Source organism: Saccharospirillum sp. ABV4_185, assembly GCF_056159245.1.
The window spans coordinates 1,640,072-1,662,914 of the sequence record NZ_JBSWUW010000001.1; the positions used below are offsets into that span (position 1 = coordinate 1,640,072).

The following is a 22,843-nucleotide window of genomic DNA, read 5'->3' on the forward strand; positions in this document are numbered from 1 at the left end:
AACGCTCTGGTGAAGTTCTGCCTTATCCAATGTTCTCCCCCTGCGCATTCTGTTCGCGAAGGTGGTAACGCGAGCCCCATCTCTCAGTATTGCTTATACAGAATGCCAGCGCGTGGAGTAACCGCCGTGACTGCTTCAACCTCCCGTACCGGTCCGTCTTTTCTAAAGGACGACCTGACTTCTCTTTTTGCCCGCACCGCCCTGCCAATCATCGCCATCATGCTGATGAATGGTTTGCTGACTGTGGTCGATGCCTGGTTTCTCGGTGTCTTTGTCGGCGCCAATGCGCTCGGCGCGGTCACCCTGGTGTTTCCGGCTTTTATGCTGATGGTGGCTTTGTCGAGCCTCATCTCTGCTGGCCTGTCGAGCCTGTTGGCGCGGCATCTTGGCGCCGGCCGTACCCAGCAGGCGCAGGGCGTCTTTGTTGCCGCTCAAGGTCTGGCGTTACTGACCAGTGTGTTTCTGATGCTGCTCTTTGCGCTCTGGGGCGCGGCTTTTACCGAAGCCGCCGCCGAAGGCCGGGCAGAATTGGCACAGATGGCGTTGACCTATTTGCGCATCATCGTTTTTACCTCGCCCTTGATGTTCAGTCTGGGCGTGCAAGGCGATGCGCTGCGTAACGAAGGTCGCGCAGGCTGGATGGCGCTGATGGGCCTGGTCGTCACTGTCGCCAATATGCTGTTCAACTTTGTGCTGATCGTGGTGTTTGAACTCGGTGTGGCCGGTTCGGCTTATGGCACTGCGGCAGCGCAATGTTTAGCACTGAGTCTGATTTTCGGTTTGCGCTTGAGCGGTAAGACCCGGTTGCGCTTGCAACTGCGCACCGGCTTCGCGCGAACGGGCGAATTGCTGCGCAGTTGGCGCGATATCCTCATCCTTGGCGCGCCGCCAAGCCTGGCGTTTTTTGGTATGGCGCTGATTTCGGCAGCGATCATTACCTCGCTCAATGCCTTGAATACCTCCAACTATGCGGCAACGGTGTCGGCCTACGGCATCGTCACTCGGCTGATGACGCTGTGCTTTATGCCGATGCTGGGGTTGTCGCACGCTTTGCAGACCATCTGCGGCCACAATCATGGTGCCCAGCTGTGGCAGCGCAGTGATGATGGCTTGCGACTGGGGCTGGGTGTCGCCCTTTGTTACGGCCTGGTGGTGGAATTAACGCTGGTATTTTTCGCCGAGCCAATCGGCCGCTTGTTTGTTGATGATGCGTTGGTCGTTGCTGAAGTCGGTCGCATTCTGCCGGTGATGGTGGCGCTGTATTTTCTGTCTGGTCCGATGTTGATCCTGGGCGCTTATTTTCAATCACTCGGCGATGCTGGGCGTGCAGCTCTGTTCAGCCTGACCCGCCCCTATCTGCTGACCTTGCCGCTATTGTTGCTATTGCCATTACTGCTCGGTGAGCGCGGTATCTGGTTGGCGATGCCGACCGCCGAAGGTTTGATGCTGCTGATTGCGCTGCTGGTGTTGGCGCAGACCGAACGCCGGCTTGGGCTGCGTCGTGGTCTGTTTCAGGCCAGTCGATCATGAGCGAGCCCTTACCGACGCTGGCGCAGATTAAGGCGCAGGCCAAACGTCTGCGTCAATTAATGGCCGCTGAGGGTGTGGACATTGGCCACAGCCAGGCGTTGGAATTAATCGCCAAAGATCATGGCTATCGCGATTGGAATACGCTCAGCGCCGTGCTGAAAAACACACAGCCGCCGGTCGCTGTTGGCGAGTGGGTGACCGGTCACTATCAGGGGCAGCCGTTTCGTGCCGAGGTGCGTTCGGTCGAAACAGAGCGTCTGGGTTATTGGCGGCTGCGTCTGCAATTGGAACAGCCGTTGGATGTGGTGACGTCGCCCCGATTTTCCGCTTTACGGCATCGTCTGATGGCGACCGTCGATGATCGCGGCATCACCTCGGAACGCCTGTCCAGCGGTGAACCCTTGTTGCGTTTGCAGTTGAAGGATCGTCCCTGATGAGCGTCAGCTCAGGCGCTGCACAAACTCCGGCGCCAACCGCAGCACTTCCGGTGCATCGGTGCGCTGACTGGCAATGGAGGTGATCAGATGATCCAACGCCTGGTTGACCAGTTGTTGCACCGGTTGCGCCAGCGTCGTCAATTGATAGCCCGGCCAGGCGGCTTGAGGCACATCGTCACAGCCGATCAAACTGAACTGCTGCGGGCAGGTTTTACCAGCAGCGCGTAACGCATCCATGGTGCCCAGTGCCAGCGCATCACAGGCGCAAAACAGGGCGTCGGTGTCGGGGTAATCACGCAATAATTGCTGCGCCGCGCGGTAACCGCTGGCGTAACTGTAGTCGGGGTTACTCAGGCACGGAGGTGTTGTCAGCCCTGCCTTTTTCACCCTGTCGATAAACCCCTGTTGGCGTTCTCGCGAGGCCTGGCCGTCGGCGCGACCACCAATAAAGGCGGGCGCAGTTCGGAGTTGACTGAGCAGGTAGTCGGCGGCGCGTTCGCCCACAGCCCGGTTGTCGGTAAGAATGGCTGACACCCGGCCGCGTGGATCTTCGCGACCCAATAAAACCGCCGGAGTGCCCAGCGCCAGGAACGCATTGGTCGCTTCGGGTGAGAGTGAACCGGCAGCGATGATGGCACCTTCAACCTGATAGGCGATCAGCCGTTCCAGCGCATCGTCGAGGCTGCCTTGGGCATCCGGCATCACCAGCATGGCAACCCGACCCTGAGCTTGCAGCGCCTGAGTTAACTGGCTGAAAAAGTGCGGTTGAAAAGGGTTATCGAATTCGCCCATCACCACGGCGATCAATCCTGATGACGGTCCCTGTTTCGATTTCACCAGCGAGCGCGCCAGCGCATTGGGCCGATACCCCAGCTCACGCGCCACCGTCAGTACCTGCTCGCGGGTGTCCGGGTGAATACTGGCTTCGGGTGTGAAGGCGCGCGAAACAGCCGAGCGGGACACCCCGGCGCGGCGCGCCACATCGGAGGCAGTGACACTGCGCGGTCTGGGTTTTATTGCAGAGGATTTCATGCCTGACTGTCCTGCTTTTCAATCTGCCAGCGGCCGCCTTTCAAGCGCAAACAATCGCCATCACGCGGCACAAAGATGTCGTCTATCGCGGCGGCCTCGGCGCGGATCCGTGCCTGGTGATCGGTGCCAATATGATAAGGGCACAGCAAGCTGCCGGCTTTGCGTTCCAGCTCCTGACACAGTGGCCAGTCGCCATGATGCGCCAAACGCGATAACGCCTGGCTGACTTCGCATTCTTGAAAAACGATATCGGCATTGCCGAGCAGGCTTTTATTGTGTCGGCTGGGCCGGCCATCGCCACTGTAAAACAGACTGCCCTGAGCGCCACGCAACCAGATGGAGCGATTCGGCACCGAGTGTCGGCTGGTGGCGGTTGCCATCCGCCACGGACCGAGCGCATCGAGTTCGGCGCTGTCGACCCACTGGATCGAAAAGCCCGGGTTGTCATCCGGCCAGTGGCCAAAATAACTGAGGTTTTGCAGCCGTGCCCACTGGGCGCGCTGGGCAACGATCAGCAGCGGCCGTTTGCGCTGGCAGTGCTGCCAGTGGTTGATCAGCGTCGTTAACCCCAGGCAATGGTCCGGGTGACAGTGGGTGAAATAAAGTGCTGAGATGGCTTCCGGATCGAGCTCGCGTCGCCATAACGCCGGCGGCACGGTTGGCCCGCAATCGATCAGGCATTGGTAGCCATCTTCTTCCAATAATAACGACGCATTAACGCCCTTGGATTCGTAAGCGGCGCCCACGCCGATAACGTCGATCTTCATTGATGTTCCTTGTTTGTGCCTGCGGACGTGCTTACTGACGGCTTGGCTTCCGGCAGTACGCTGCAAGTATTTCTCAATGGCTCGGCGGCCGCCCCCGATGTGTCGGACCACCCTGGCGACCGACGCCTGCTGAAAGCCAAGCCGTCAGCAATCACTCGTTTCGTGCCAATATTGTCATCCCGGCCTTGAGCCGGGATCTCGGTTTTCATGCTGTTCTATTGCGGACTCATCGCAAAACCGCGCAATAAATGCTTTTGCAGATAACCCGCCAGCATTAAAACCGGCAACGAACTGAGCGTGCCAATCGCCATTAACTGCCCCCAGAAGGTCTGGTTTTCGGTAGTGAAGGTGGCGATGTACAACGGCAAGGTGAACTGGCTCGGTGTTTGGATAAACAACAGCGCAAACAGAAATTCGTTCCACGCCAGCAGCATGGCAAAGATCAGTGTTGCCACCAGACCGGGCGCGGCCAGAGGCACGACAACGCGCAGCAAACGTTGCATTAATCCCGCGCCTTCCAGTGATGCCGCTTCTTCCAGATCAATCGGAATCTGGCGTACAAAACTGAGCAGCATCCAGATGCAAAATGGCAGGGTGTAGATCTGATAACTGAGCATTAAACCCAGATGCGAGTCGAGTAAGTTGAGGCTGTTTAAGACCCGGTATAACGGAATGGCGACGACGATGGGCGGCAGCGTTTTAATCAATAACACCAGCAACAAAAACGCATGATCGAGCTTGGCTGGAAAGCGATAACGCACCAGCGCATAAGCCGAAATAAAACCGACGCTGAGCGAGACGGCGGTGGTACCAATCGAGACCACCAGGGTATTGAATAAACGCCGCATCACACCTTCATCAAACAACTGAATAAAGTGAGAAAAGGTTGGCTGGCTGGGCCAGAAAACCAGGCTGGTGCCAATATATTCCGCGGCCGGTTTGAATGCGGTGCCGAGCATCCACAGCGTCGGCAAGGTAAAAAATAATACCGCTAAGGTAATGCCGAGTGGGCGAAGAAAACGACTCATCAATGCGGTCTCCGCATCACTTGCCAGGCATAGGCCAGGCTCAGCACCAGGGCGATGACCAGCATCACCACAGCAATCGCACTGGCGGTGCCCAGGTGGAAAAATTTAAAGCCTTGTTTGTAGGCGAGCAGCGATAAGGTTTCGGTGGAATAAGCCGGACCACCGCCGGTGAGCACGTAGTTTTTATCGAATAATTTAAAGGTGTCGATGGAACGCAGCAGCAAGGCTAAAAACAGTGGCGCACGCAATAACGGCAGTCGTACATGCCAGAACCGTTGCCAGGAACTGGCGCCTTCTAAGGTGGCGGCTTCTTCGATGTCGGGCGGTATGGCTTGCAGGCCGGCGAGCAATAACAAGAACGCCAGCGGTGTCCATTGCCAGGTGTCGACCAGCACGATAGCGGCGAGTGCGGTTTGCGGATCAGACAACCAACTGACCCGGGCAATACCGAGCAGGTCGAAGAAGTTATTCAGCCAGCCGAAGTCGTAATGCAACCAGGCTTTCCAGATTGATGAACATACCAGCGTCGATAACATCATCGGATAAATACACAGCGGTAACAGCCAGGCACGACCGCGAAACGGCTGGTGGAATAACAGCGCCAGCAGCAAGCCCAAACCTACTTGGGCGATGGAAGCGGCGAGCGTAAACACGATGGTGTTGCGCGTGGCTTGTTGGAAAAACCAGTCGCTGAATAAATCGCGGAAATTGTCGAGGCCGACGAAAGTCATCGGGCCGCCGTACTGGGTGTTGGTGAAGGCCAGCATCAGGCTGTAACCGATGGGGTAGAGCGTGAGCAAAGCCAGCAGCACCAGCGCCGGTGACAGCAACAGCAAAGGGTGCCAGTGGGATCGGAACATGGGTGGCCTGTTTTTTGGTTTTTTGGGGGTGTGAGGCGGTGCGCCGCCGGGCCTGTTGATCGCGGGTCGGCCGATGTGTCGGACCAGTGAACCCATCCCTGGGGCCTAGGCCTCGACATCCATGTCTCGGACTACCCGCGATCAACAGCCCCGACGTCGCACCTCAGGTTGTGGTGCGGTTGCGGTGAAGTTATTTACCGCGACGCTACCATCCGTTCGTGCGCCTGCTCAGCCGCTTGTTCCGCGCTCAGGCGGCCCAGCAGTGCCAGTTGCAGGTAATCACCGAGGATGGATTCCAGTTGTTGCCAGTCCTGGACGCGCGGGCGGGCAGTGCCTTGGCGCAAGGCGTCCAGCTGGTTCGGGTACCACCGGTATTTGGCGACGACGTCGTCGTTCAGATAAACGCTGGTGCGCGTCGGTGGCAGGCCCTGTTCCAGGGTCAGTTGACGCTGGAAGTCGGCGCTGGTGAAAAATGTCAGGAAGTCTTCAGCCAGATCGGCGTGTTCGGCGTGCGTAGAAACGCCCATCTGCCAAACGCCCAGCATCGGTGTCGATTCATTAACCTGGCCCGGCGGCGGCACGATGTTGACCTGACCAACCACCTGGCTCACTGCCGGGTCGTCCATCGACGGCACCCAGGACGGCCAGACTTCAATCGCCATGGCGGCTTTGCCTTGCTGGATAGCGTCGCGCACTTCGCCGGAGTTGTAGACTTCAACGCCAGTCGGGGCGACATCGCGCAGGCTGACAAAGGCTTCGATGGCCTCAACCGTGGCCGGGCTGTTCAGTGAGATGTTGCCATCTTTATCGACGATATGGCCGCCGTAAGCCCACAGCATCGGTAAAAAGCCAGTAACGATGGGGTTGCCCTGAGTGCCCCGGAAAACCACGCCAGCGCGGTCGTTGGTTTTCAGGTTCTGGGCCTGACGGAAAACGTCGTCCCAGCTTTGCGGCTGGTCCATCAAATCGGAGCGGTAGGCGAACATGGCAACGTTGCCGACGACCGGCAGCGAATACAGCGGGCCCTGGCCGACCGGGTAACGCGAGATGTCGGTCAGCGACGGAATAAAGTCCTGGCTGACGGCGTCTTCGTTCAAAGCGGCCAGCCAGTTATTGCTCATAAATTCCGGCGCCCAGGTGTCGTCGATCATCACCAGGTCGAAGCTGGAATCGCCTTCGCGCATGCCGATCACCAGCTTTTCATAGAGCGAGCCATAAGGCAGTTTCAGCAGTTCGATGTCGGTGCCCGGATGGGCGGCTTCATAGGCATCGACGCCAGCTTGCAGCGCTTCACCGTAACCGCCGTCACGGCCGGCGATGACCAGATCAGCGGCTTGAGCCACACCGGTCAGCGCCAGGGCGCTGGCCAGCAAAGTGGTAGAAAAAGCAGTAATAGGTTTCATGATGTTCTCCGTTGGGAGTCAGTCAGTTTTTAAATTGCACACGTGTGCAACGTTAAGGGCGGGCTGTGACTTTTCGGTAACAGCCCTGTGAAGCTTTGATGAATAAAGCTAAAGAGCTATCAGTACGGCAGCAGGTTGAAACGCTGGTTAGCGCCGCCGCTGCAATTGGCCAGTTCCGCCTGAGTGCCGTTTTGCTGGCTGCTGCCCGGTACTGCAGCGCAGCGATTGCCGATACCGACCAGCTCACCGCTGGTGGTCAGACGCCATTTTTCGCTGTCGCCACCGTCGCAATCCCACAGATGCAAACCTTTGCCGGCGACCGACTGACCGCCGTCGATGTCGAAGCAATATTCCTCGTTACCAACCGCGCGCAGCTGGGTTTCATCGCTGTAGCGGAACACCTGGTTAACGCCGTCGTGGCAGTTCCATTGATGGATGTCGGAGCCGTCGGCGTAGCTGGCGCCTTCCACGTCCAGACACTGACCACTGTGCTCAGCCTGCAAGCGGAAACGGTTGGGGATGGAGCGGCGTTCGCCGTTCAGTGGGATGCGGTTGCCGTAACTGTCGAGCGTTTCACGGCTGATCATCGAAGCGCCGGACGCCACGGCGATATAGGCGTTGTGGTAGGCATCGAAGTGATGGTTATTGGACGACCAGATATTGATCACCTGCCGGTTCAGCGCCGAGGCTTCGACGGTTTTCGACCAATATTTCAGGTTCTCGGTATTGCCGCAGACCACCCAGTTATTGGCCGCGTAACCGCTAAAATCCTTGGCGCTGCCGTAGGCGTCGAAGTAGATCGGATCTTCCGCCTGCGGGCAGACCAAGGCCTGCGCCTGATTACCGAACTGCTCGATATAGGCGCGTTGCGTCTGGTTTTTCTGGCTGATCGGGCCGCCAGTCAGCATCACCAGAAACTGGCCGCGCAAACTGCCGATGCTCGGCCAGCCGTTGTTCAGAACGCCCAGGCGCAAACTGTTGTTGCCGGTGAATTGGCGCAGCTCTTCCGGCGTGAAAATCCGGCTGCCTAAGGTCTGTGACAACTGACTGTTCAACTGACTGCGTGCACCACTGTCCCAACCAAACAACAGCCCGGCTTTTAAATCGATTTGCAGCGTGATCGGCAGATGGTTCGGATGGCTGTTGCTCCAACCGACCAGGTCGTTCAGGCAGTCGGCAAAGCTGCCGCCGGAACCGCCGTTGCAGTTGTTGGCGTAATCGCCATCGGTGCCGTTGTGTTTCACCACCAACTGACCACCGGATTCCCAGACATCGAGTTCCACCACTCGGTTGCCGCGATTGAGCACATCCAGCAGGTTGGCAAACTGAGCGGTTTCATAAGGGTTGTGCGGGCGCGACCAATAGGCTTGGTCATACGCCAGATTGTCGGACAGACCAGCGGCCGAGGGCACGGCCGCGCTGGCCACGGAGGCAATACAGGAAATCAAACCCAGGCCAAGCCAGGCACGGGCATTGGGGAAAGTCATGGCGTCGTCCTCTTTATGCTGTTGTTGTATTCAAAGGTTGTGCACACGTGTGCAAGGACGAGGATGTCAAAACGCCATGACCATCGACTGACGGCCTAATGAAGCTTTTTTGAACCTTAAAAGATTGGATTTGTTAATCTGCGCAACATCTTTGCGGCGATTTGGCAGGAGCCCGCCTGATGACCTTTAAAGCCATTCCCATACTGCGCATCTTCGATGTCGACAAAGCCATGGCGTTTTATCGCGACTTTTTAGGCATGAAGGTTGACTGGGAACATCGCCACGAACCCGGCCTGCCGTTGTATTGCCAGGTCTCCAAAGATGATCTGGTGCTGCACCTGAGCGAACACTCCGGCGATTGCTCGCCCGGCGCCAAAGTCTTTATCCAGACCGATCAGCTCGACGCCTTATTCAACGACATCAGCCAGCGCGATTACGCCTACAGTAAACCCGCCATTGAAACCGCGCCCTGGGGTGATCGTTGCTTCGAGGTGATCGATCCGTTCGCCAACCGCCTGCTGTTCAACCAGCCGTCATGATAGCGCCAGCCAGTCGTCGCAAGGTGCTGCGCGCGCATCGCTCCCATTACCCGAACCCCATTGGCTTTCAGACCGGGGACGATCTGCTGCTGGGTCGGCGCGATACCGAATACCCGGGCTGGGTGTGGACCACGACCGGCGATGGCAACAGCGGCTGGGCACCGCTGGTGTTGATGTCGCTCGCCGCCGATGGCCGCCACGCCAGGGCCTGCGCCGACTACAGCGCCCGCGAACTGAATACCGAAGTCGGCGAGCGGCTGAGCGTGGAACGGGAGCTGAACGACTGGAGCTGGGTGGTGCGTGAAAACGGTGACGCCGGCTGGGTGCCGACGGCGACGCTGGATGAGGTGATGTCTTAACAAAAAAGCCGGCCCGCTGATGGGGCCGGCCGGGGAGTCGTCGGCTAGGGCGAATTAAAATTCAGCCATCTCAGGTCGCGCAAGGCGTTGGGGCGATACAGCGACAACGGCGAGGTCCAACCCTTTTCGCTGACGCCAACCGAGGTCTTTATCGGTTCCGCCGGAGTGACGCTGATGTCCAGACATTCGGCTTCCAATTCGTCTTCGCTCATCGCTGCGGCGCGGTCGCCGCGCAGATAGGCCAGCTTGTTCCACTGATCGTCGCCATCGCGCAGGAACACATAGGCGGAAGCGTTGGTTGCGTCGTCTTTGGCATCGTCCTCGGCGATGATCATGGTACGGCCGCCGGCGCTCTTGTTGATGGAAAAACCGAAGTAGCCGGTCGGATCGATACCGCCGTTCAGCAGAAAGGCCAACTTGGTTTCCAGCCGCTCGCTGACGCTCAGGGCGACAGAGTCGGCCAGGCCGACATCGTTGTAGGCGCGCAGCACATATTGGCTGTTCAGCCGGCTGTGCAGCGGCGTTTTGACCATCAGCTGACCGTTACCGGCAGGCACCGGCCGGCCGACTGGCCGGTACAGTGAGTTCGGTCCCGGGCGCTCGAGCAACTGATAGTGAGTTGCGCCGCGGACTTCCTGCCATGCAAAATGCAGGCGCCGGGCGGATTTGAAGTGCAATTCCAGACTCGGCGCTGTCGGCGGTTGCAGCTCATCCGTAGCCTGTTGTTCGTCATTCCCCTCGCTGCGGTGGGTGTTGAGCAGACGGACGAAAATCGCCAGTAAGCCGAGTACAGCCAGGCTTTTAATAAAGATGTTCAGGGTGTTTGGCAAATCCATGGTGGTCTTCCTGTTTACCGGTTGGTCAACCTCAACAGTAGGTTGATCCTGGGTTGTTATTGTTGAGCCGCTGGGCTCGGTTCACGATGGAAAACAGTGTGCGTGGGTACCGTGGAATTAAGTGTTTGAAGAATCGGATCGGGCCGCCTTATATTTGTGAATTGCTTCTCAAATCCGAAATTAGCTGCCGATAAATTGACCCTTTTTGAGCGATGGGCGCCGCGAAGCCGGTGTATGGATGGCAATGGACAGGGAGTCCTGTGCCTCTGTCGTGAATCGGCCGTAAGCGGCCCCAAGGAACTGAACGCGTGAAACTATCGATACAAACGCTCACCGAGCTAATGGTATTCAAGGATGACCAACCACTGCCGTTGCCCGCGTCCAAACGGACCCGCGCCTTACTGGCCTACCTGACCCTCACAGGTCGCATGCAGCGGCGCGACCGCCTGTGCGAGCTGTTCTGGGAACAGGCCGACGATCCCAGAGGCGCGCTGCGCTGGTCGCTCAGCAAGATGCGGCCGCTGGTGAACGAAGTGGGCCATGAGCGACTCTGGGCCGACCGTGAACGGGTGCACCTGAATAACCAGGACATCGACATCGATATCCACAACCTGGCGGATAAAATCGCCGACCCGGAGATGTCGATCCAGGCATTGAAGGGCATCGACCGGGCGCTGCAAGAACCCTTGCTGGACGGCATCGACCTGCCGGATCAGCCGCTGTTTCAGCAATGGCTGACGGCCGAGCGGCAGGAGATCAATAAGTTGCGTGGCAAGCTGCTGTCCCGGCTGGCCGCTGATTCGCAACAACCGGTCATCGACCAGCTCGGCTGGGCCAACGCCTGGGAGGCGCTCGAACCGTTCAACACCGAAGCCGCCACCCGCGTGCTGACGCTGCTCGAATTTATGGGTGAAGAGCAACAACTGGCCTGGCGGTCGAACGAGCTGGCCCAGCGCTTTCGCAGGGCCGGCATCGCCTGGTCGGCAAAAGAACGCAGTCAACTGACCGACCAGTCCGAACCGCTGGCATACCGCACCCCCGAGCGTGAATTCCTGGCGCGCCAGAGCATTAAGCTGTGCACCGCCCGGGATGGCGTGCGCCTGGCCTACGCCGACATCGGCTCCGGCTATCCCATCATCAAGGCTGCCAACTGGCTGAGCCACCTGGAACACGACTGGGACGCCCCGATCTGGAGCCCGCTGTTCCGGCGCCTGGCGCTGAACCACTACTTCGTGCGCTACGACGAACGCGGTAATGGCCTGTCGGACTGGGAGGTCAATGACATCAGCTTCGAATCCTTCGTTACCGACCTGGAAACCGTGGTCGAGGCCAGCGGCGTTGACCGCTTTGCGTTGTTGGGCATTTCCCAGGGCGCAGCGGTGTCGATCGCCTATGCGGTCAAATACCCGGAGCGCGTGTCGCACCTTATCCTGTTTGGCGGCTACCCGGCCGGCTGGCGCATCGGCACCAGCGAGGAGGAAAAACGCGAGCGCGAAGCCATCATGACGCTGACCAAAACCGGCTGGGGCAAGGACAACCCGGCCTACCGTCATATTTTCTCCTCAACCTTCATGCCCAGCGCCGACGCGGCCGAACTGGCCTGGTTCAACGAATTTCAGCGCCTGACCACCTCGCCGGAGAACGCCGTCCGCTTCCTTTCCGCCTTCGGCGATATCGACGTCCGCCACCTGCTGCCTCAGGTCAAGGTGCCGACGCTGGTCATCCACTCCCTGGGCGACCAACGCATTCCCGTCAGTGTCGGCCGCGACCTCGCCGACGCCATACCGAACGCCGAATTCGTCGGCCTGGACAGTGACGGTCATCTGTTGCTGGGCCGGGAACCGTCCTCCAAAGACTTTATCGACGCCGTGCGCCACTTCATCGCCACCTACTAGTCACTGGCAAACGGGCTAAGCCCTTGATATGACGGCGAATCTGGACTTGGACCGGTGAATCTGTATACTGCGCGCCATCCGCCCGTAGCTCAGCTGGATAGAGCGCTGCCCTCCGGAGGCAGAGGTCTGAGGTTCGAATCCTCTCGGGCGGGCCAAACATTAAAAAGCCCCGCCATGTGCGGGGCTTTTTAATGTTCGCTCGTCCGAGTCGGACGAGCACCTCAGCCAGGTTCGATAAAACGCCAGAGGCGTTTTAGGCCGCCAACGGCGCCGCGAAGCGGGCGGTTCCACACCAAAGTGTGGAAACCGAGCCCATCCTCTCGGGCTCGTAACCAGCCCCGCTCCGTTTATGTCCGCCTATCCTCTAGCGCCCCTAACCAGCCTCTCTCAGTCCCCAGCCAAAACATCCTGCCATTCCCGATGCCGTCCAATCTGCGCTTTGGCAAAGGGACACAACGGAATAATCGACACGCCCTCAGCCCGAGCATCCTCAACCGCCCGTTGTACCAACCGCACGCCGACCTTTTGGCCTCTCAGTGCGTCGGGCACTTCGGTGTGATCGATGATAATCATGGTGTCGCTGACGCGGCTGTAGGTCAGTTCGGCTTCAACGCCTTCGACCACGACAAAATAGCGCCCTTTGGTTTCACCCACCTGGCGTTGAATGGGTTCATTGCCTGTAGCCATCTTCGCTCCCTCATCAGTTGTGTTGGTTGTTATTCCGGCAGTGGAATGAATTCGTCGCGATCATTGACCGGCAGATCAAAACGGCCCTGCCCCCAGTTCGCGGCTTGCCAGTCGGCCTTGGCCTGCTCGATGCGTTCTTGCGATGAGGCCACAAAATTCCACCAGATGTAGCGCGGGCCGGGCAGGGTCGCGCCGCCGAGGATCATGATGCGCGCGCCAGCCGGGCCGGCAGCAACGCTGATGGCATCGCCAGGCCGGAACACCATCATCTGGCCTGCGCTGTAGTCCTGGCCGGCCACGGAGACGGAGCCTTCAACAATATAGAGGCCGCGGTCTTCGTGGTTATCGGGCATCGGCAGGCGACTGCCGGGGGTGAGAATGGCGTCGGCGTAAAAGGTTTCCGAGAGCATTTTCGCCGGCGCTGATTCGCCATAGGCGTCGCCCAGAATCAGCCGCACTGTGACACCGCTGTCTTCAATCAAGGGCAGCAAGGCTTTGCCGTAATGCTCGAAGCTGGGTGCTGCATCTTCAAATTCTTCCGGCAGGGCCAGCCAGGTCTGAATACCGAACAGGCTGTTCGGGCCTCTGCGGGCGGCTTCGCTGGTGCGTTCGGAATGAGTGACGCCACGGCCGGCGACCATCCAGTTCAGTTCGCCCGGATGAATAATTTGATCGGCGCCAGTGCTGTCGCGATGGTGAAAATCGCCCTGGAACAGATAGGTCACCGTGCCTAATCCAATGTGCGGGTGCGGCCGCACGTCGACGCCCTGGCCGGTTAAGAACTCAGCCGGTCCGGCCTGATCGAAAAAAATAAAAGGCCCGACCATTTGTCGTTTCGGCGCGGGCAAGGCCCGCCGCACTTCGAAATCACCCAGATCCCGGGCGCGTGGAATGATCAGGGTTTCGATGGCGTCAGCGCCAACCTTGTCGGGGCAGCCAGGCGTTAAAGCAGGGTTCCAGCTCATAGCGGCATCCTTTGCGTCAGGGTGATAGCCGTGTCCATTGGCGTACGTTTGAGCGTGCGCCCGGACGCTAAGCCATCATCATGGAACCTGGCGGGTGCAGCCGCTAGTCCCGCAATGCGCTTATCGGTGTCGCTGAAACGGGAACGCTCAGAGCGTGCGTCCCCAGAGTTCCGGGTTGTTGTTGAAGTGTTCGATCAGCAGTTCGGTGAGCACCCGTACCTTGCGTGGCGAATGCTGGCCAGGCGGGCGCACCACATAGGCACCACCGGACCGCACCGAGTACTGCGTCAAAACCGGAACCAGAGCGCCCGTCGCCAGATGGTCGTGGGTCAGGCAGTCGGGCAGGCTGGCGATGCCCAGTCCAGCGGCGGCCGCAGCGGTAAGGGCGATGCCGTTGTCGGCCTTGAAACGCCCTTGCGGTTGCACCGTGATCAGCTTGTCGCCATCCAGTAAGTGCCAGCTTTCGGTGCCCTGCAACAAGGCTTGGTGCTGGGCAAGCTCGGCCAGGGTTTGGGGTACGCCGTGCGCTTCAATATAGCTGGGGCTCGCGACCAGTTTGCCGGTAATGGGCCCAATGCGCCGGGCCACCAGGTCGGAATCCGGCAAGTGACCGACGCGAATGGCGCAGTCGAAACCTTCGGCGATCAGATCCGCAAAGCGGTCGCTGTAGGAGGCCTGCACCTGAAGTTGCGGATGTTGATGTGCCAGCTCAGCCAACACCGGCGCAAAATGCGTCGGGCCGAACGATAACGGCATGGCGATTCTCAACCGGCCGCGCAGCTCACCGCTGGGCGAAAGGGTGTCTTTCGCTATTTCCAGCTCGGCACCAATGCGCGCCGCATGTTCGCGAAAGGTGACCCCGGCTTCGCTCAGGGCTGCGCCTCTAGTGGTCCGCACCAACAGCTGCACACCGAGTTCTGCCTCGAGTTTGAACAGCCGGCGACTGACGATCGACTTCGACACATCCAGCCGTCGCGCGGCCGCTGAAATACCCCCGGCGTCGGCCACTTCGACAAAGGTTTGCAGGTCTTCGATATCCAATTGAGTGTTCCCTGTTGCGGCACGCAGACAGTTAATAAGGTGCGCTATCGTAGCGGATTCCGGAACGGTGAAGTAGCCAAGGGTCAATCCGTCAACACCGCCGGGCAAAGCCCCGCAGATAGCAGGGCTTTCTTAGTGGGCGTTCCTCTGTGTTAGCAGCGCCTCGCCGCCGGCGGTCTTATTGATCCGTCTGCTTATCCAGAAACTCCCGAATCACCGGAATAATCTCATCGCCGTGGGTCTCCAGCGCAAAATGGCCGGTGTCGTAAAAACGGATGTCTGCCTGCGGAATATCACGCTTCCAGGCTTCGGCACCCGGCGGCAGGAAGAACGGATCGTGCTTGCCCCAAACGGCCAGCAGCGGTGGCTGGTAGTTACGGAAATAAGTCTGAAATTCCGGATACTTCTCTACGTTGGAGGCATAGGTGAGCAGCAGGTCGAGCTGAATGTCGGCCATACCCGGCTGCGAAATCTGCGCGCCTTCCAGAGTGTAGGCATCGGGCGATACCAGGCGGGTGTCCGGTACGCCTTCAACATACTGCCATTTGATGGATTCGGGCGTCGGAAAGTCGTTTAGGGTCGCACGATTTTCCGCGCTCGGGTCGTTCCAGTATTTCTGAATCGGCTTCCAACCATCGGATAAACCTTCTTCATAGGCATTGCCGTTCTGCGAAATGATGGCGGTGATTTTCTCCGGGTGATTCACCGCCAAACGCCAGCCCACGGGCGCACCATAGTCGTGCACGGCGATGGCGAAGCGATCGAGTTTCTTCTGCGCAATAAATTGTTCAACCGTTTTGGTGAGGTTGGCGAAGCTGTATTCGTAGTCACCACGCTTGGGTGATTTGGTAAAGCCGAAGGCGGGCAAATCCAGCGCAATCAGATGGTACTTGTCGGCCAGTGCCGCTATGACATCGCGCCACATATAAGAAGAAGCCGCAAAGCCGTGCAGCAGCAGAACGGTGGGCGCTGAGGGGTTACCGGCTTCACGATAAAACAGCTCTACCTCGCCGACGGTTTCAAACTGATAACGGACGGTGGTCATATCTGGCTCCTTGGTAACCATTAAAAATGAGTTTTGAAGGTTATCAAGGTTTGGAGTAACCTGTCAAAAGTGAAATTAAAGGTTACTTTTATGAGTACTGACACGACCCCTTATTTTATCGCCAGTAACCTGGCGCTCGACTTCATCAATACCCGCTTTGGCGTCGGCGATGAGCAGCAGGAATGCCTGATCGATGACGACAGCGTCGTCGACTGGCTGCAACAAGCCGGCGTTCTGGAAGCCGATTTTGCGCAAGCGCCTGCCCCGGGCCTGGTTCGGCTGGCCCGCGAATTGCGCGACAACCTGCGTGATCTGCTCGATGCAGCCCGCCGTGGTGAAGCGGCCGAGGCATCGGTGGTGAATCAGATATTGGAACGGGGTAATCCACTGGAGTCTCTGGTCTGGCAGGCGCAGCAAAAGGCATTCGTACGCCAGCAACATCGGCGCGATGACCAGGCCGAAAGCCTGTTAGAGCCAGTGGCGCAAGCTGCGACTCAGTTGCTGACCGACGTGGATTTGCAGTTGGTGAAAGAATGCGAAGCGCCGGATTGCGTGTTGCTGTTTCACGATCAAACCAAGTCGCATCGCCGCCGCTGGTGCAGTATGGCGACTTGCGGCAATCGGATGAAAGCGGCGATGCATCGCGCCAGAAAAAATGCGGGCTAAGCTGTTGAGTGGTGGCTTGGTCCTTGGGTCAGGTCACCGCTAGTACGTCTACCTCAACCTCCAACTGATGCGCCCCACCCCCATTCATCACACCCTTCAACGGCGTGACATCACCATAGTCCCGTCCCCAGCCCAGCGTTAAATAGCGTTCGTCGGGCAAACTGCCGTTAGTCGGGTCAATATCGAGCCAGCCCCAGCCGGGAATAAAAACACTGAGCCAGGCGTGGCTGGCGTCGGCGCCGAGCAGTTTTTGCTGGCCCGGCGGTGGCAGGGTTTCCAGGTAACCGCTGACGTAACGCGCCGGTAAGCCGATGGAGCGCAGCGCGCCGATGGCAAGGTGGGCGAAGTCCTGGCAGACGCCTTTCTTTTGCTGCAACACTTCAGCGACGGGCGTTGCCAGGGTGCTGAAGCCGGGGTCATATTGGAAGTCGTTAAAGATGCGTTCATTAAAATCGAGCACGGCGTCGAGCAACGGTCGTTGTGTAGTAAAGGATTCCAGCGCGAAGTTCTTCAGTTCCGGGCTGTGACGAACGAAAGGCGAGTCGAGCGTGTACAGTCGCGCTTCCTGGCAATCGGCGTCGCCCGCGTCGCTGGCCTGGGATTGGGGGGTTAATTGCTCGACGGCGCCTTCCCAAGGCACTTCGCAGGCGTCGCCGCCGGGCTTGGGTCGCGCTTCGGTGGTGACCAGACTGTGGGCGGTTACTTCCAGGCTGTCGTGAATATCCTGGATGGCGAAATAGGCAACGCGGTTGCCAAAAAAATCGCGCCGTTCGTGTTGGCGCAGCGGCGCTGGGCTAATGGTCAGGCGCGTCTGGGTGCAACGTTGCCAGTCGAGGTTGCGCGGCAATAAACGAGCTTCGTTATGGCTCAGGGTGACCGAGCTGCTGTAGCGATAGCGCGTGGTGTGGCGGAGTTGATATTTCACGAGGCACTTCCTTGCACGGCCACCAATTGCTTGGGTTGTTCGGCATGGCTGAAATAGCTGTTGGAAATCGCATCGGTTAACGCATAGAGCGGTGCGACCACTTCATTCAATAAATTCTCCAGCGCCCGGCGTGCTTTGGCGCTTTGTTCCAGATCGCTCAGGCTGTCTAAATCGACCAGATGCAAATGGCTGTTGGCCTGAATAATCAGCCGCGTTTCGCGCGAACGGAAGGGCGTATTTTCCGGGTGCGGCAGTTGCTCGATCTGGCGTTGCAAACGGCCCAGCATATAGCCGACGGAGCGCGGGTTGGTTTCGTCGAACAGCAGTAAATCGAGGATCGCCGTCGGGTAGAGTTGCGAACGATAACGACGCCGATAGACGGTTAAATTATCGGTTGCCGAGAGCACTCTTTCCCACAACTCGGGGCCTGGGTTTTGCGCATGAATCATCGACAGTTTCAGTAGCTCGACCGTGGCAATGCAGCGCTCGGTGATGCGCCCGATGTCCATAAAACGCCAGCCAAAATGATGCGGCATGGTTTCGTTGCACAAGCCAAACACCGCCGCCACCAGGGTGATGATTTCTTCCAGGCTGTGTTGCGCCGCACTGGCGCCTTGCAGCGTCGGCAGGTTGTGCACTTTCTGGCGCAGGGTGTTGAGGGTGCGCCAGGCATCGTCACCTAAATGATCACGTACCGCGCGGCCATTGTGCAGCAGCGAGTGAAACAGCCAGGGCAGATCGGCATCGGTTCGAGCGACATCGAGCAGCACGGTGCGCAACGCGCTGAATTGACGAATGCCGCCGGCAGGATCCTCTGCTTCCGGTTCCTGATTAGGGTTTACATCGGTTGGCAGCGGTAGTTTTAAAGCGGTGAATAAATCCGGTAGTAAGGTTTCATCAAGCTGCCACTGGCCTTGTTCGACCAGGCACACCAGACTTTCGCGTAACAACCGGGAACGGTTGTCGAGGCGTTCGCCATAGCGACCAATCCAGAATAAATTCTCAGCAACCCGGCTGGGCAAATCGGAGCCATCGCGCGTGACCAATAAACTTTTTTGAGCGCGTTGCAACAAACTGATGTGTGGCTGTACCACCGGTGACAATACCCAGACATCTTTCACCGTTCGGCTGTCCATCGGTGCGGTGCCCGGCTCGGCCACCCAGGCCAGGCCGCCGGGCATAATGCGGTGGCGTTGCGTCGAATCGGCATCGTCGCCGGGGTCGGCCAGGGCGAAGAAACGCAGACAGACGGGCTGGGGTTTAATGCTGTTGGATGCCTGGTCGTAACTGGGTGAGGTGGCCGAGATCAACGGTTGTTCGGCGACAAAAAAATGCGGCGCGTCGGTTATCGTCTGACGCAGTTGTTCACGTTCGCTGTCGTTCAAAAGATCGGGCCGGATAACAGCTTCGGCATCGCGCACATCGCGAATGCGCCAGGGCGATAAATCGCCTAGTACGGCTTCGCGCGCCTGGGCTAAACCACACCACAGCAGAGGTCGTCCGGCTAGCTTCAAGGGCTCGCCTAACAGGTGACGACACAGCGCCGGCAGGAAGGCAGCGAGCGCCGGATGTTCGAGCACACCCACACCCAAACCATTGGCGATGGCGACTTCGCCGCGTCGTGCCGCCTGCATTAAACCGGGCACACCGAGCAGCGAATCACCGCGTAATTCGAGTGGGTCACACCAGGGATCGGTGATCTGCCGGACGATGACATCGACGGTTTTTAGACCGCCCAGGGTACGCATCGCCACGCGGCCATCGCGGACCACCAAGTCGCTGCCTTCGACCAAGGAGAAATTCATATAGTTGGCGAGCCAGGCGTGTTCAAAATAACCCGGACTGCCCGGCCCTGGAGTCAGCAGCACAATGTTGGGCGCATCACGATGCGGCCGCGCCAGTTCGGCCAGACAACGATGAAAGTTTTGCAGAAAACCGGCCAGACGATGCAGCGGCGCATCGCGATACAGACGCGACAAAGCCCGCGCCAAGACCACCCGGTTTTCCAGCGCGTAACCGACGCCGGAACTGGCTTGGGTCCAGTCGCCCAGCACACGCCACTGACCGTGGTAGTCACGCATCACATCCATGCCCTGGAACAGCACATGCGGCCGGTCGGCATCGCTGCCGTTATCGGCGGCGGCGAATAACCAGCCGGGATGACTGAACACCAGCTCGGCCGGCAGAATACCATCGCGTATCACGCTGCGTTCGCCGTACAGATCGGCGACCAGTCGCTCCAGCAGACGGGCGCGTTGGCGCAGGCCGGCTTCGAGAATGTCCCAGCTTTGTGGGGTGATGACATAAGGAATGGGGTCGAGCTGCCAGGAGCGCATCTTGCGCACGTCGTCTTCATAGGCGTTAAAGGTGACGCCGTTTTCGTAGAGCAAATCCTGCGCTTCCAGCGCCATTTGCTGAAAGCCGTCCAGGCCCAGTTCGTTGAATTCCTCGATCAAGGGTTGCCAGCGTGAGCGCACCTTGCCTTCGGCGTTGACCAGATCGTCGTAGGTATCGTTGAGTTCACTGCGCTGGCGCTGGTAATTGGCGAGCAAACTTTCGGACAGGCTGAGGGTCTTGGCCGGACTGGACATGGCAGATAGGTTCCGCTGGACGATCGATCATCGGTTTGTGGATACTGGATTGGTGTTGAAAGTGCTTGTGTTTGCGCTGCCAACGTCCTCATGATAGCTGATAAACCCACGGCATCCGACTGAGTATTAGATGCGATTGTTTCACTGCGAACATTGCGATCAACGACTCTATTTCGATAACACCCGTTGCGTTCAATGTGGCACTCCTCAGGGCTTCGACCCTGAAACCCTGTCCATGCGTACCTTTTCTGCCGATACCTTACGCCCGTGCCACAATCGCGATGCCGGCGTGTGCAACTGGCTGCTGCCGGCCGACTCCCACGACATCTATTGCCTGTCTTGCCGCCTGACCATGGTCATTCCTGACCTCGGTGTCGACGGCAACGTTCAGCTTTGGGCTGATATGGAAGCGGAAAAGCGCCGCTTGATCTACAGCCTGCTGCGGCTCAATTTTCGATTGGAATCGCGTCATCAGGATCCGGTGAATGGTCTGGGTTTTCGTTTTATGGCCGATGCAGTCGACGGCGACAGCGAGCGCGTGCTCACCGGTCATCTCGATGGCGTTATCACCCTGAATATTGCCGAAGCGGATCCTGTGGTGCGTGAAACCATGCGCCGGCAGATGGCAGAGCCATATCGCACCATTTTAGGGCATTTTCGCCACGAGGCCGGTCATTACTACTGGCAGCAGTTGATCAGCAAAACGCCTTGGCTGAACGACTTTCGGCGTCGCTTTGGCGATGAACGCCAGGACTACGCCAAGGCGCTGGAGCGTCAGTACCAGCAAGGTCCCACTCCCGATTGGCAGCAGTATTACATCAGCGCCTACGCCAATTCGCACCCCTGGGAAGACTGGGCTGAAACCTGGGCGCATTACCTGCATATGGTCGACACCCTGGAAACCGCCTATGAGTTCGGCTTAACCACGGCACCACGTGTGGCGGCTTCTTACATGACGGAAGTGCAGTTGTTCACCGACCCCTACCAGAACTTCCAGTTTGAACAGCTTATCGCCCAGTGGCTGCCGCTGACGGCCGCCTTGAACAGCCTGAATCACAGCATGGGCTACGATGATGTGTACCCCTTTAATCTATCGGCAACGGTAATCGACAAGTTATCGATGGTGCATGCCGTGATTCATCAGTATCCGCCGGGAGGTTAACCGCAAGCGAACTGGCGCAGCTCTTGCTCTGCTCTTGATATGAGTGGAGAACCCATTCGGTGGTATCACCGAACTGGACACCAACGGCCGCTGGCAACAGATGGCGGTAGGGACACAGGAGAGGTCTATGAGCAAAATACAGTGGTCCGAATACGCCTGCGATGGCTTCTACGATGAACTGCTGGCCGGGCCCGGAGAACCGCATCCGGCGGCGGCGATGCTCTGTGATTATCTGGCAGAACTGGGTGGCCGGGAGCTGGCTGAATTAAAGAACGCCGCCGAAGTCGCCATTCAGGTGATGGGCATCACCTTCACCGTTTATTCCGAAGGCAGCATGATCGATCGCGCCTGGCCGTTCGATATTGTGCCGCGCATTATTCCGCTGGCCGAATGGCAGAAAACCGAAGCCGGTTTGAAGCAACGCGTCCAGGCGCTGAACTTGTTTATCGACGATCTTTACCACGACCAGCGCATCATCAAAGACAAAATTCTGCCCGCCGAAGTGCTTGAGCAATCGGTGAACTTCCGCCAGCAATGTGTGGGTATTAATCCGCCGAATAATATCTGGGCGCATATCTGCGGTTCCGACATCGTGCGCGACAAAGACGGCACCCTCTATGTGCTGGAAGACAATTTGCGCGTGCCGTCCGGCGTCTCCTACATGCTGGAAAACCGCAACGTCACCAAACGTATTCTGCCCGAGCTGTTCCAGACGGGACGCATTCAACCGGTCGACGACTACACCGGCCAGTTGTACGACATGCTGGTATCGATGTCGCCGCGCCCGGGCGACGACCCGCAAGTGGTGGTGATGACGCCGGGCATCTACAACTCGGCCTATTTCGAGCACTCTTATTTAGCGCAACAGATGGGCGTCGAACTGGTGGAAGGTTCGGACTTAGTGGTCGATGACGACGACGTGGTGCACATGCTCACTGTCGATGGATTGAAACGCGTCGATGTTATTTACCGCCGCGTCGACGACCTCTTTCTCGACCCCGAAGTCTTTAATCCTGAATCGGCCTTAGGCGTACCGGGTTTGATGCGCGCCTGGCGTGCCGGCAAGGTAGCGCTGGTGAACGCACCGGGTGCCGGCGTGGCCGACGACAAAGTGGTCTACGCCTTTGTGCCCGACATCATCCGCTATTACCTCAGCGAAGAACCGCTGCTCGCCAACGTGCCCAGCTATCTGTGTATGCGCGACGACGACCGCCAATACGTGCTCGATAACCTCGACAAACTGGTGGTGAAACCGGCCAACGAATCCGGCGGTTACGGAATGCTGGTCGGCCCGCACGCGACCAAAAAAGAACGCGCCGCCTTTGCCGAATTGATTAAAGCCAATCCACGCAACTATATGGCGCAACCGACGCTGAATTTATCGACCACCCCAACGTTGATTGAAGACCGCTTAGAGCCGCGCCACGTCGACTTACGGCCGTTTATTTTATCGGGTAAGAACAGCACAGAGGTGACCACCGGTGGCTTAACGCGCGTGGCACTGACCGAAGGCTCGCTGGTGGTCAATTCTTCGCAAGGCGGTGGCAGTAAAGACACCTGGATTGTCGATCTGAAATAACTATATCAA

The 22,843-nt window shown here is 58.5% G+C and carries 21 protein-coding genes and 1 tRNA gene; 9 read left to right on the top strand and 13 right to left on the bottom strand.

All coding sequences use genetic code 11. The features are described 5' to 3' along the window. Positions 1 to 126 precede the first annotated feature (126 nt). Both ACXAE6_RS07645 and ACXAE6_RS07650 read left to right on the top strand, forming a co-directional pair. Entirely contained in the window at positions 127 to 1,530 is a 1,404-nt protein-coding gene (locus tag ACXAE6_RS07645; RefSeq protein ID WP_475146399.1) for an MATE family efflux transporter, read from the top strand. Continuing rightward, complete coding sequence (locus ACXAE6_RS07650) at positions 1,527 to 1,964, top strand: glyoxalase superfamily protein (RefSeq protein ID WP_475146401.1); 438 nt, start codon at positions 1,527 to 1,529, stop codon at positions 1,962 to 1,964. Before ACXAE6_RS07645 ends, ACXAE6_RS07650 begins: the two co-directional genes overlap by 4 nt. A gap of 6 nt (positions 1,965 to 1,970) precedes the next feature. Here ACXAE6_RS07650 and ACXAE6_RS07655 read toward each other — a convergent pair whose 3' ends face one another. From ACXAE6_RS07655 to ACXAE6_RS07680, 6 genes are all read right to left on the bottom strand, one after another. Beyond that, positions 1,971 to 2,999: a LacI family DNA-binding transcriptional regulator gene (locus ACXAE6_RS07655; protein ID WP_475146403.1), complete on the bottom strand. Its 1,029-nt coding sequence runs from the start codon at positions 2,997 to 2,999 to the stop codon at positions 1,971 to 1,973. Then, positions 2,996 to 3,766 (bottom strand): MBL fold metallo-hydrolase, encoded by a 771-nt coding sequence (locus tag ACXAE6_RS07660; protein WP_475146404.1) that lies wholly within the window; start codon positions 3,764 to 3,766, stop codon positions 2,996 to 2,998. The genes ACXAE6_RS07655 and ACXAE6_RS07660 overlap by 4 nt, the downstream gene beginning before the upstream one ends. Before the next feature lie 215 nt (positions 3,767 to 3,981). Continuing rightward, positions 3,982 to 4,794, bottom strand: a complete 813-nt coding sequence (locus ACXAE6_RS07665; protein WP_475146405.1) for a carbohydrate ABC transporter permease — start codon at positions 4,792 to 4,794, stop codon at positions 3,982 to 3,984. Then, positions 4,794 to 5,654: a carbohydrate ABC transporter permease gene (locus ACXAE6_RS07670; RefSeq protein ID WP_475146406.1), complete on the bottom strand. Its 861-nt coding sequence runs from the start codon at positions 5,652 to 5,654 to the stop codon at positions 4,794 to 4,796. Before ACXAE6_RS07670 ends, ACXAE6_RS07665 begins: the two co-directional genes overlap by 1 nt. Positions 5,655 to 5,848: 194 nt before the next feature. Further along, on the bottom strand, positions 5,849 to 7,057 hold the full coding sequence (locus ACXAE6_RS07675; RefSeq protein WP_475146407.1) for an ABC transporter substrate-binding protein: 1,209 nt from the start codon (positions 7,055 to 7,057) through the stop codon (positions 5,849 to 5,851). Positions 7,058 to 7,176: 119 nt separating this feature from the next. Further along, positions 7,177 to 8,544 (bottom strand): Ca2+-dependent phosphoinositide-specific phospholipase C, encoded by a 1,368-nt coding sequence (locus tag ACXAE6_RS07680; RefSeq protein ID WP_475146408.1) that lies wholly within the window; start codon positions 8,542 to 8,544, stop codon positions 7,177 to 7,179. A gap of 179 nt (positions 8,545 to 8,723) precedes the next feature. Between ACXAE6_RS07680 and ACXAE6_RS07685 the strand changes: the two genes are divergently transcribed. Beyond that, the gene (locus ACXAE6_RS07685; protein ID WP_475146409.1) at positions 8,724 to 9,083 is read left to right on the top strand and encodes a glyoxalase superfamily protein; all 360 of its coding nucleotides are present in this window, start codon (positions 8,724 to 8,726) and stop codon (positions 9,081 to 9,083) included. Continuing rightward, positions 9,080 to 9,442, top strand: a complete 363-nt coding sequence (locus ACXAE6_RS07690) for an SH3 domain-containing protein (protein WP_475146410.1) — start codon at positions 9,080 to 9,082, stop codon at positions 9,440 to 9,442. The genes ACXAE6_RS07685 and ACXAE6_RS07690 overlap by 4 nt, the downstream gene beginning before the upstream one ends. A gap of 44 nt (positions 9,443 to 9,486) precedes the next feature. On the opposite strand, the gene ACXAE6_RS07695 is transcribed toward ACXAE6_RS07690, so the two are convergent. Further along, positions 9,487 to 10,278, bottom strand: coding sequence for a hypothetical protein (locus tag ACXAE6_RS07695; RefSeq protein WP_475146411.1), 792 nt, complete (start codon positions 10,276 to 10,278; stop codon positions 9,487 to 9,489). Between the two features lie 308 nt (positions 10,279 to 10,586). Between ACXAE6_RS07695 and ACXAE6_RS07700 the strand changes: the two genes are divergently transcribed. Then, positions 10,587 to 12,173 (top strand): bifunctional AfsR/SARP family transcriptional regulator/alpha/beta hydrolase, encoded by a 1,587-nt coding sequence (locus tag ACXAE6_RS07700; protein ID WP_475146412.1) that lies wholly within the window; start codon positions 10,587 to 10,589, stop codon positions 12,171 to 12,173. Between the two features lie 78 nt (positions 12,174 to 12,251). After that, positions 12,252 to 12,328, top strand: a tRNA-Arg gene (locus ACXAE6_RS07705). A gap of 232 nt (positions 12,329 to 12,560) precedes the next feature. Here the strand turns inward: ACXAE6_RS07705 and ACXAE6_RS07710 are convergent. From ACXAE6_RS07710 to ACXAE6_RS07725, 4 genes are all read right to left on the bottom strand, one after another. Then, entirely contained in the window at positions 12,561 to 12,860 is a 300-nt protein-coding gene (locus tag ACXAE6_RS07710; RefSeq protein WP_392804764.1) for a GNAT family N-acetyltransferase, read from the bottom strand. Positions 12,861 to 12,889: 29 nt separating this feature from the next. Beyond that, on the bottom strand, positions 12,890 to 13,825 hold the full coding sequence (locus ACXAE6_RS07715) for a pirin family protein (protein ID WP_475146413.1): 936 nt from the start codon (positions 13,823 to 13,825) through the stop codon (positions 12,890 to 12,892). Positions 13,826 to 13,972: 147 nt separating this feature from the next. Continuing rightward, positions 13,973 to 14,866: a LysR family transcriptional regulator gene (locus ACXAE6_RS07720; protein WP_475146414.1), complete on the bottom strand. Its 894-nt coding sequence runs from the start codon at positions 14,864 to 14,866 to the stop codon at positions 13,973 to 13,975. A 178-nt stretch (positions 14,867 to 15,044) separates the two neighbouring features. Beyond that, positions 15,045 to 15,911 (bottom strand): alpha/beta fold hydrolase, encoded by an 867-nt coding sequence (locus ACXAE6_RS07725; protein ID WP_475146415.1) that lies wholly within the window; start codon positions 15,909 to 15,911, stop codon positions 15,045 to 15,047. 90 nt (positions 15,912 to 16,001) lie between these two features. On the opposite strand from ACXAE6_RS07725, the gene ACXAE6_RS07730 reads away from it, so the two are divergent. Continuing rightward, entirely contained in the window at positions 16,002 to 16,577 is a 576-nt protein-coding gene (locus ACXAE6_RS07730; RefSeq protein ID WP_475146416.1) for a CGNR zinc finger domain-containing protein, read from the top strand. Positions 16,578 to 16,605: 28 nt separating this feature from the next. On the opposite strand, the gene ACXAE6_RS07735 is transcribed toward ACXAE6_RS07730, so the two are convergent. Both ACXAE6_RS07735 and ACXAE6_RS07740 read right to left on the bottom strand, forming a co-directional pair. After that, positions 16,606 to 17,502, bottom strand: a complete 897-nt coding sequence (locus ACXAE6_RS07735) for a transglutaminase family protein (RefSeq protein ID WP_475146417.1) — start codon at positions 17,500 to 17,502, stop codon at positions 16,606 to 16,608. After that, positions 17,499 to 20,093, bottom strand: coding sequence for a circularly permuted type 2 ATP-grasp protein (locus ACXAE6_RS07740; protein WP_475146418.1), 2,595 nt, complete (start codon positions 20,091 to 20,093; stop codon positions 17,499 to 17,501). The genes ACXAE6_RS07735 and ACXAE6_RS07740 overlap by 4 nt, the downstream gene beginning before the upstream one ends. Before the next feature lie 130 nt (positions 20,094 to 20,223). On the opposite strand from ACXAE6_RS07740, the gene ACXAE6_RS07745 reads away from it, so the two are divergent. Both ACXAE6_RS07745 and ACXAE6_RS07750 read left to right on the top strand, forming a co-directional pair. After that, complete coding sequence (locus ACXAE6_RS07745; RefSeq protein WP_392804792.1) at positions 20,224 to 21,255, top strand: zinc-binding metallopeptidase family protein; 1,032 nt, start codon at positions 20,224 to 20,226, stop codon at positions 21,253 to 21,255. A gap of 127 nt (positions 21,256 to 21,382) precedes the next feature. Continuing rightward, entirely contained in the window at positions 21,383 to 22,834 is a 1,452-nt protein-coding gene (locus ACXAE6_RS07750; RefSeq protein ID WP_475146419.1) for a circularly permuted type 2 ATP-grasp protein, read from the top strand. The last annotated feature ends 9 nt before the right edge of the window (positions 22,835 to 22,843 follow it).

Excerpts from the sequence above, each read along its gene's own strand:
- ACXAE6_RS07650 (WP_475146401.1), top strand. The coding sequence starts at position 1,527 with ATGAGCGAGCCCTTACCGACGCTGGCGCAGATTAAGGCGCAGGCCAAA.
- ACXAE6_RS07655 (WP_475146403.1), bottom strand. The coding sequence starts at position 2,999 with ATGAAATCCTCTGCAATAAAACCCAGACCGCGCAGTGTCACTGCCTCC.
- ACXAE6_RS07660 (WP_475146404.1), bottom strand. The coding sequence starts at position 3,766 with ATGAAGATCGACGTTATCGGCGTGGGCGCCGCTTACGAATCCAAGGGC.
- ACXAE6_RS07665 (WP_475146405.1), bottom strand. The coding sequence starts at position 4,794 with ATGAGTCGTTTTCTTCGCCCACTCGGCATTACCTTAGCGGTATTATTT.
- ACXAE6_RS07670 (WP_475146406.1), bottom strand. The coding sequence starts at position 5,654 with ATGTTCCGATCCCACTGGCACCCTTTGCTGTTGCTGTCACCGGCGCTG.
- ACXAE6_RS07675 (WP_475146407.1), bottom strand. The coding sequence starts at position 7,057 with ATGAAACCTATTACTGCTTTTTCTACCACTTTGCTGGCCAGCGCCCTG.
- ACXAE6_RS07680 (WP_475146408.1), bottom strand. The coding sequence starts at position 8,544 with ATGACTTTCCCCAATGCCCGTGCCTGGCTTGGCCTGGGTTTGATTTCC.
- ACXAE6_RS07685 (WP_475146409.1), top strand. The coding sequence starts at position 8,724 with ATGACCTTTAAAGCCATTCCCATACTGCGCATCTTCGATGTCGACAAA.
- ACXAE6_RS07690 (WP_475146410.1), top strand. The coding sequence starts at position 9,080 with ATGATAGCGCCAGCCAGTCGTCGCAAGGTGCTGCGCGCGCATCGCTCC.
- ACXAE6_RS07695 (WP_475146411.1), bottom strand. The coding sequence starts at position 10,278 with ATGGATTTGCCAAACACCCTGAACATCTTTATTAAAAGCCTGGCTGTA.
- ACXAE6_RS07710 (WP_392804764.1), bottom strand. The coding sequence starts at position 12,860 with ATGGCTACAGGCAATGAACCCATTCAACGCCAGGTGGGTGAAACCAAA.
- ACXAE6_RS07715 (WP_475146413.1), bottom strand. The coding sequence starts at position 13,825 with ATGAGCTGGAACCCTGCTTTAACGCCTGGCTGCCCCGACAAGGTTGGC.
- ACXAE6_RS07725 (WP_475146415.1), bottom strand. The coding sequence starts at position 15,911 with ATGACCACCGTCCGTTATCAGTTTGAAACCGTCGGCGAGGTAGAGCTG.
- ACXAE6_RS07730 (WP_475146416.1), top strand. The coding sequence starts at position 16,002 with ATGAGTACTGACACGACCCCTTATTTTATCGCCAGTAACCTGGCGCTC.
- ACXAE6_RS07740 (WP_475146418.1), bottom strand. The coding sequence starts at position 20,093 with ATGTCCAGTCCGGCCAAGACCCTCAGCCTGTCCGAAAGTTTGCTCGCC.
- ACXAE6_RS07745 (WP_392804792.1), top strand. The coding sequence starts at position 20,224 with ATGCGATTGTTTCACTGCGAACATTGCGATCAACGACTCTATTTCGAT.
- ACXAE6_RS07750 (WP_475146419.1), top strand. The coding sequence starts at position 21,383 with ATGAGCAAAATACAGTGGTCCGAATACGCCTGCGATGGCTTCTACGAT.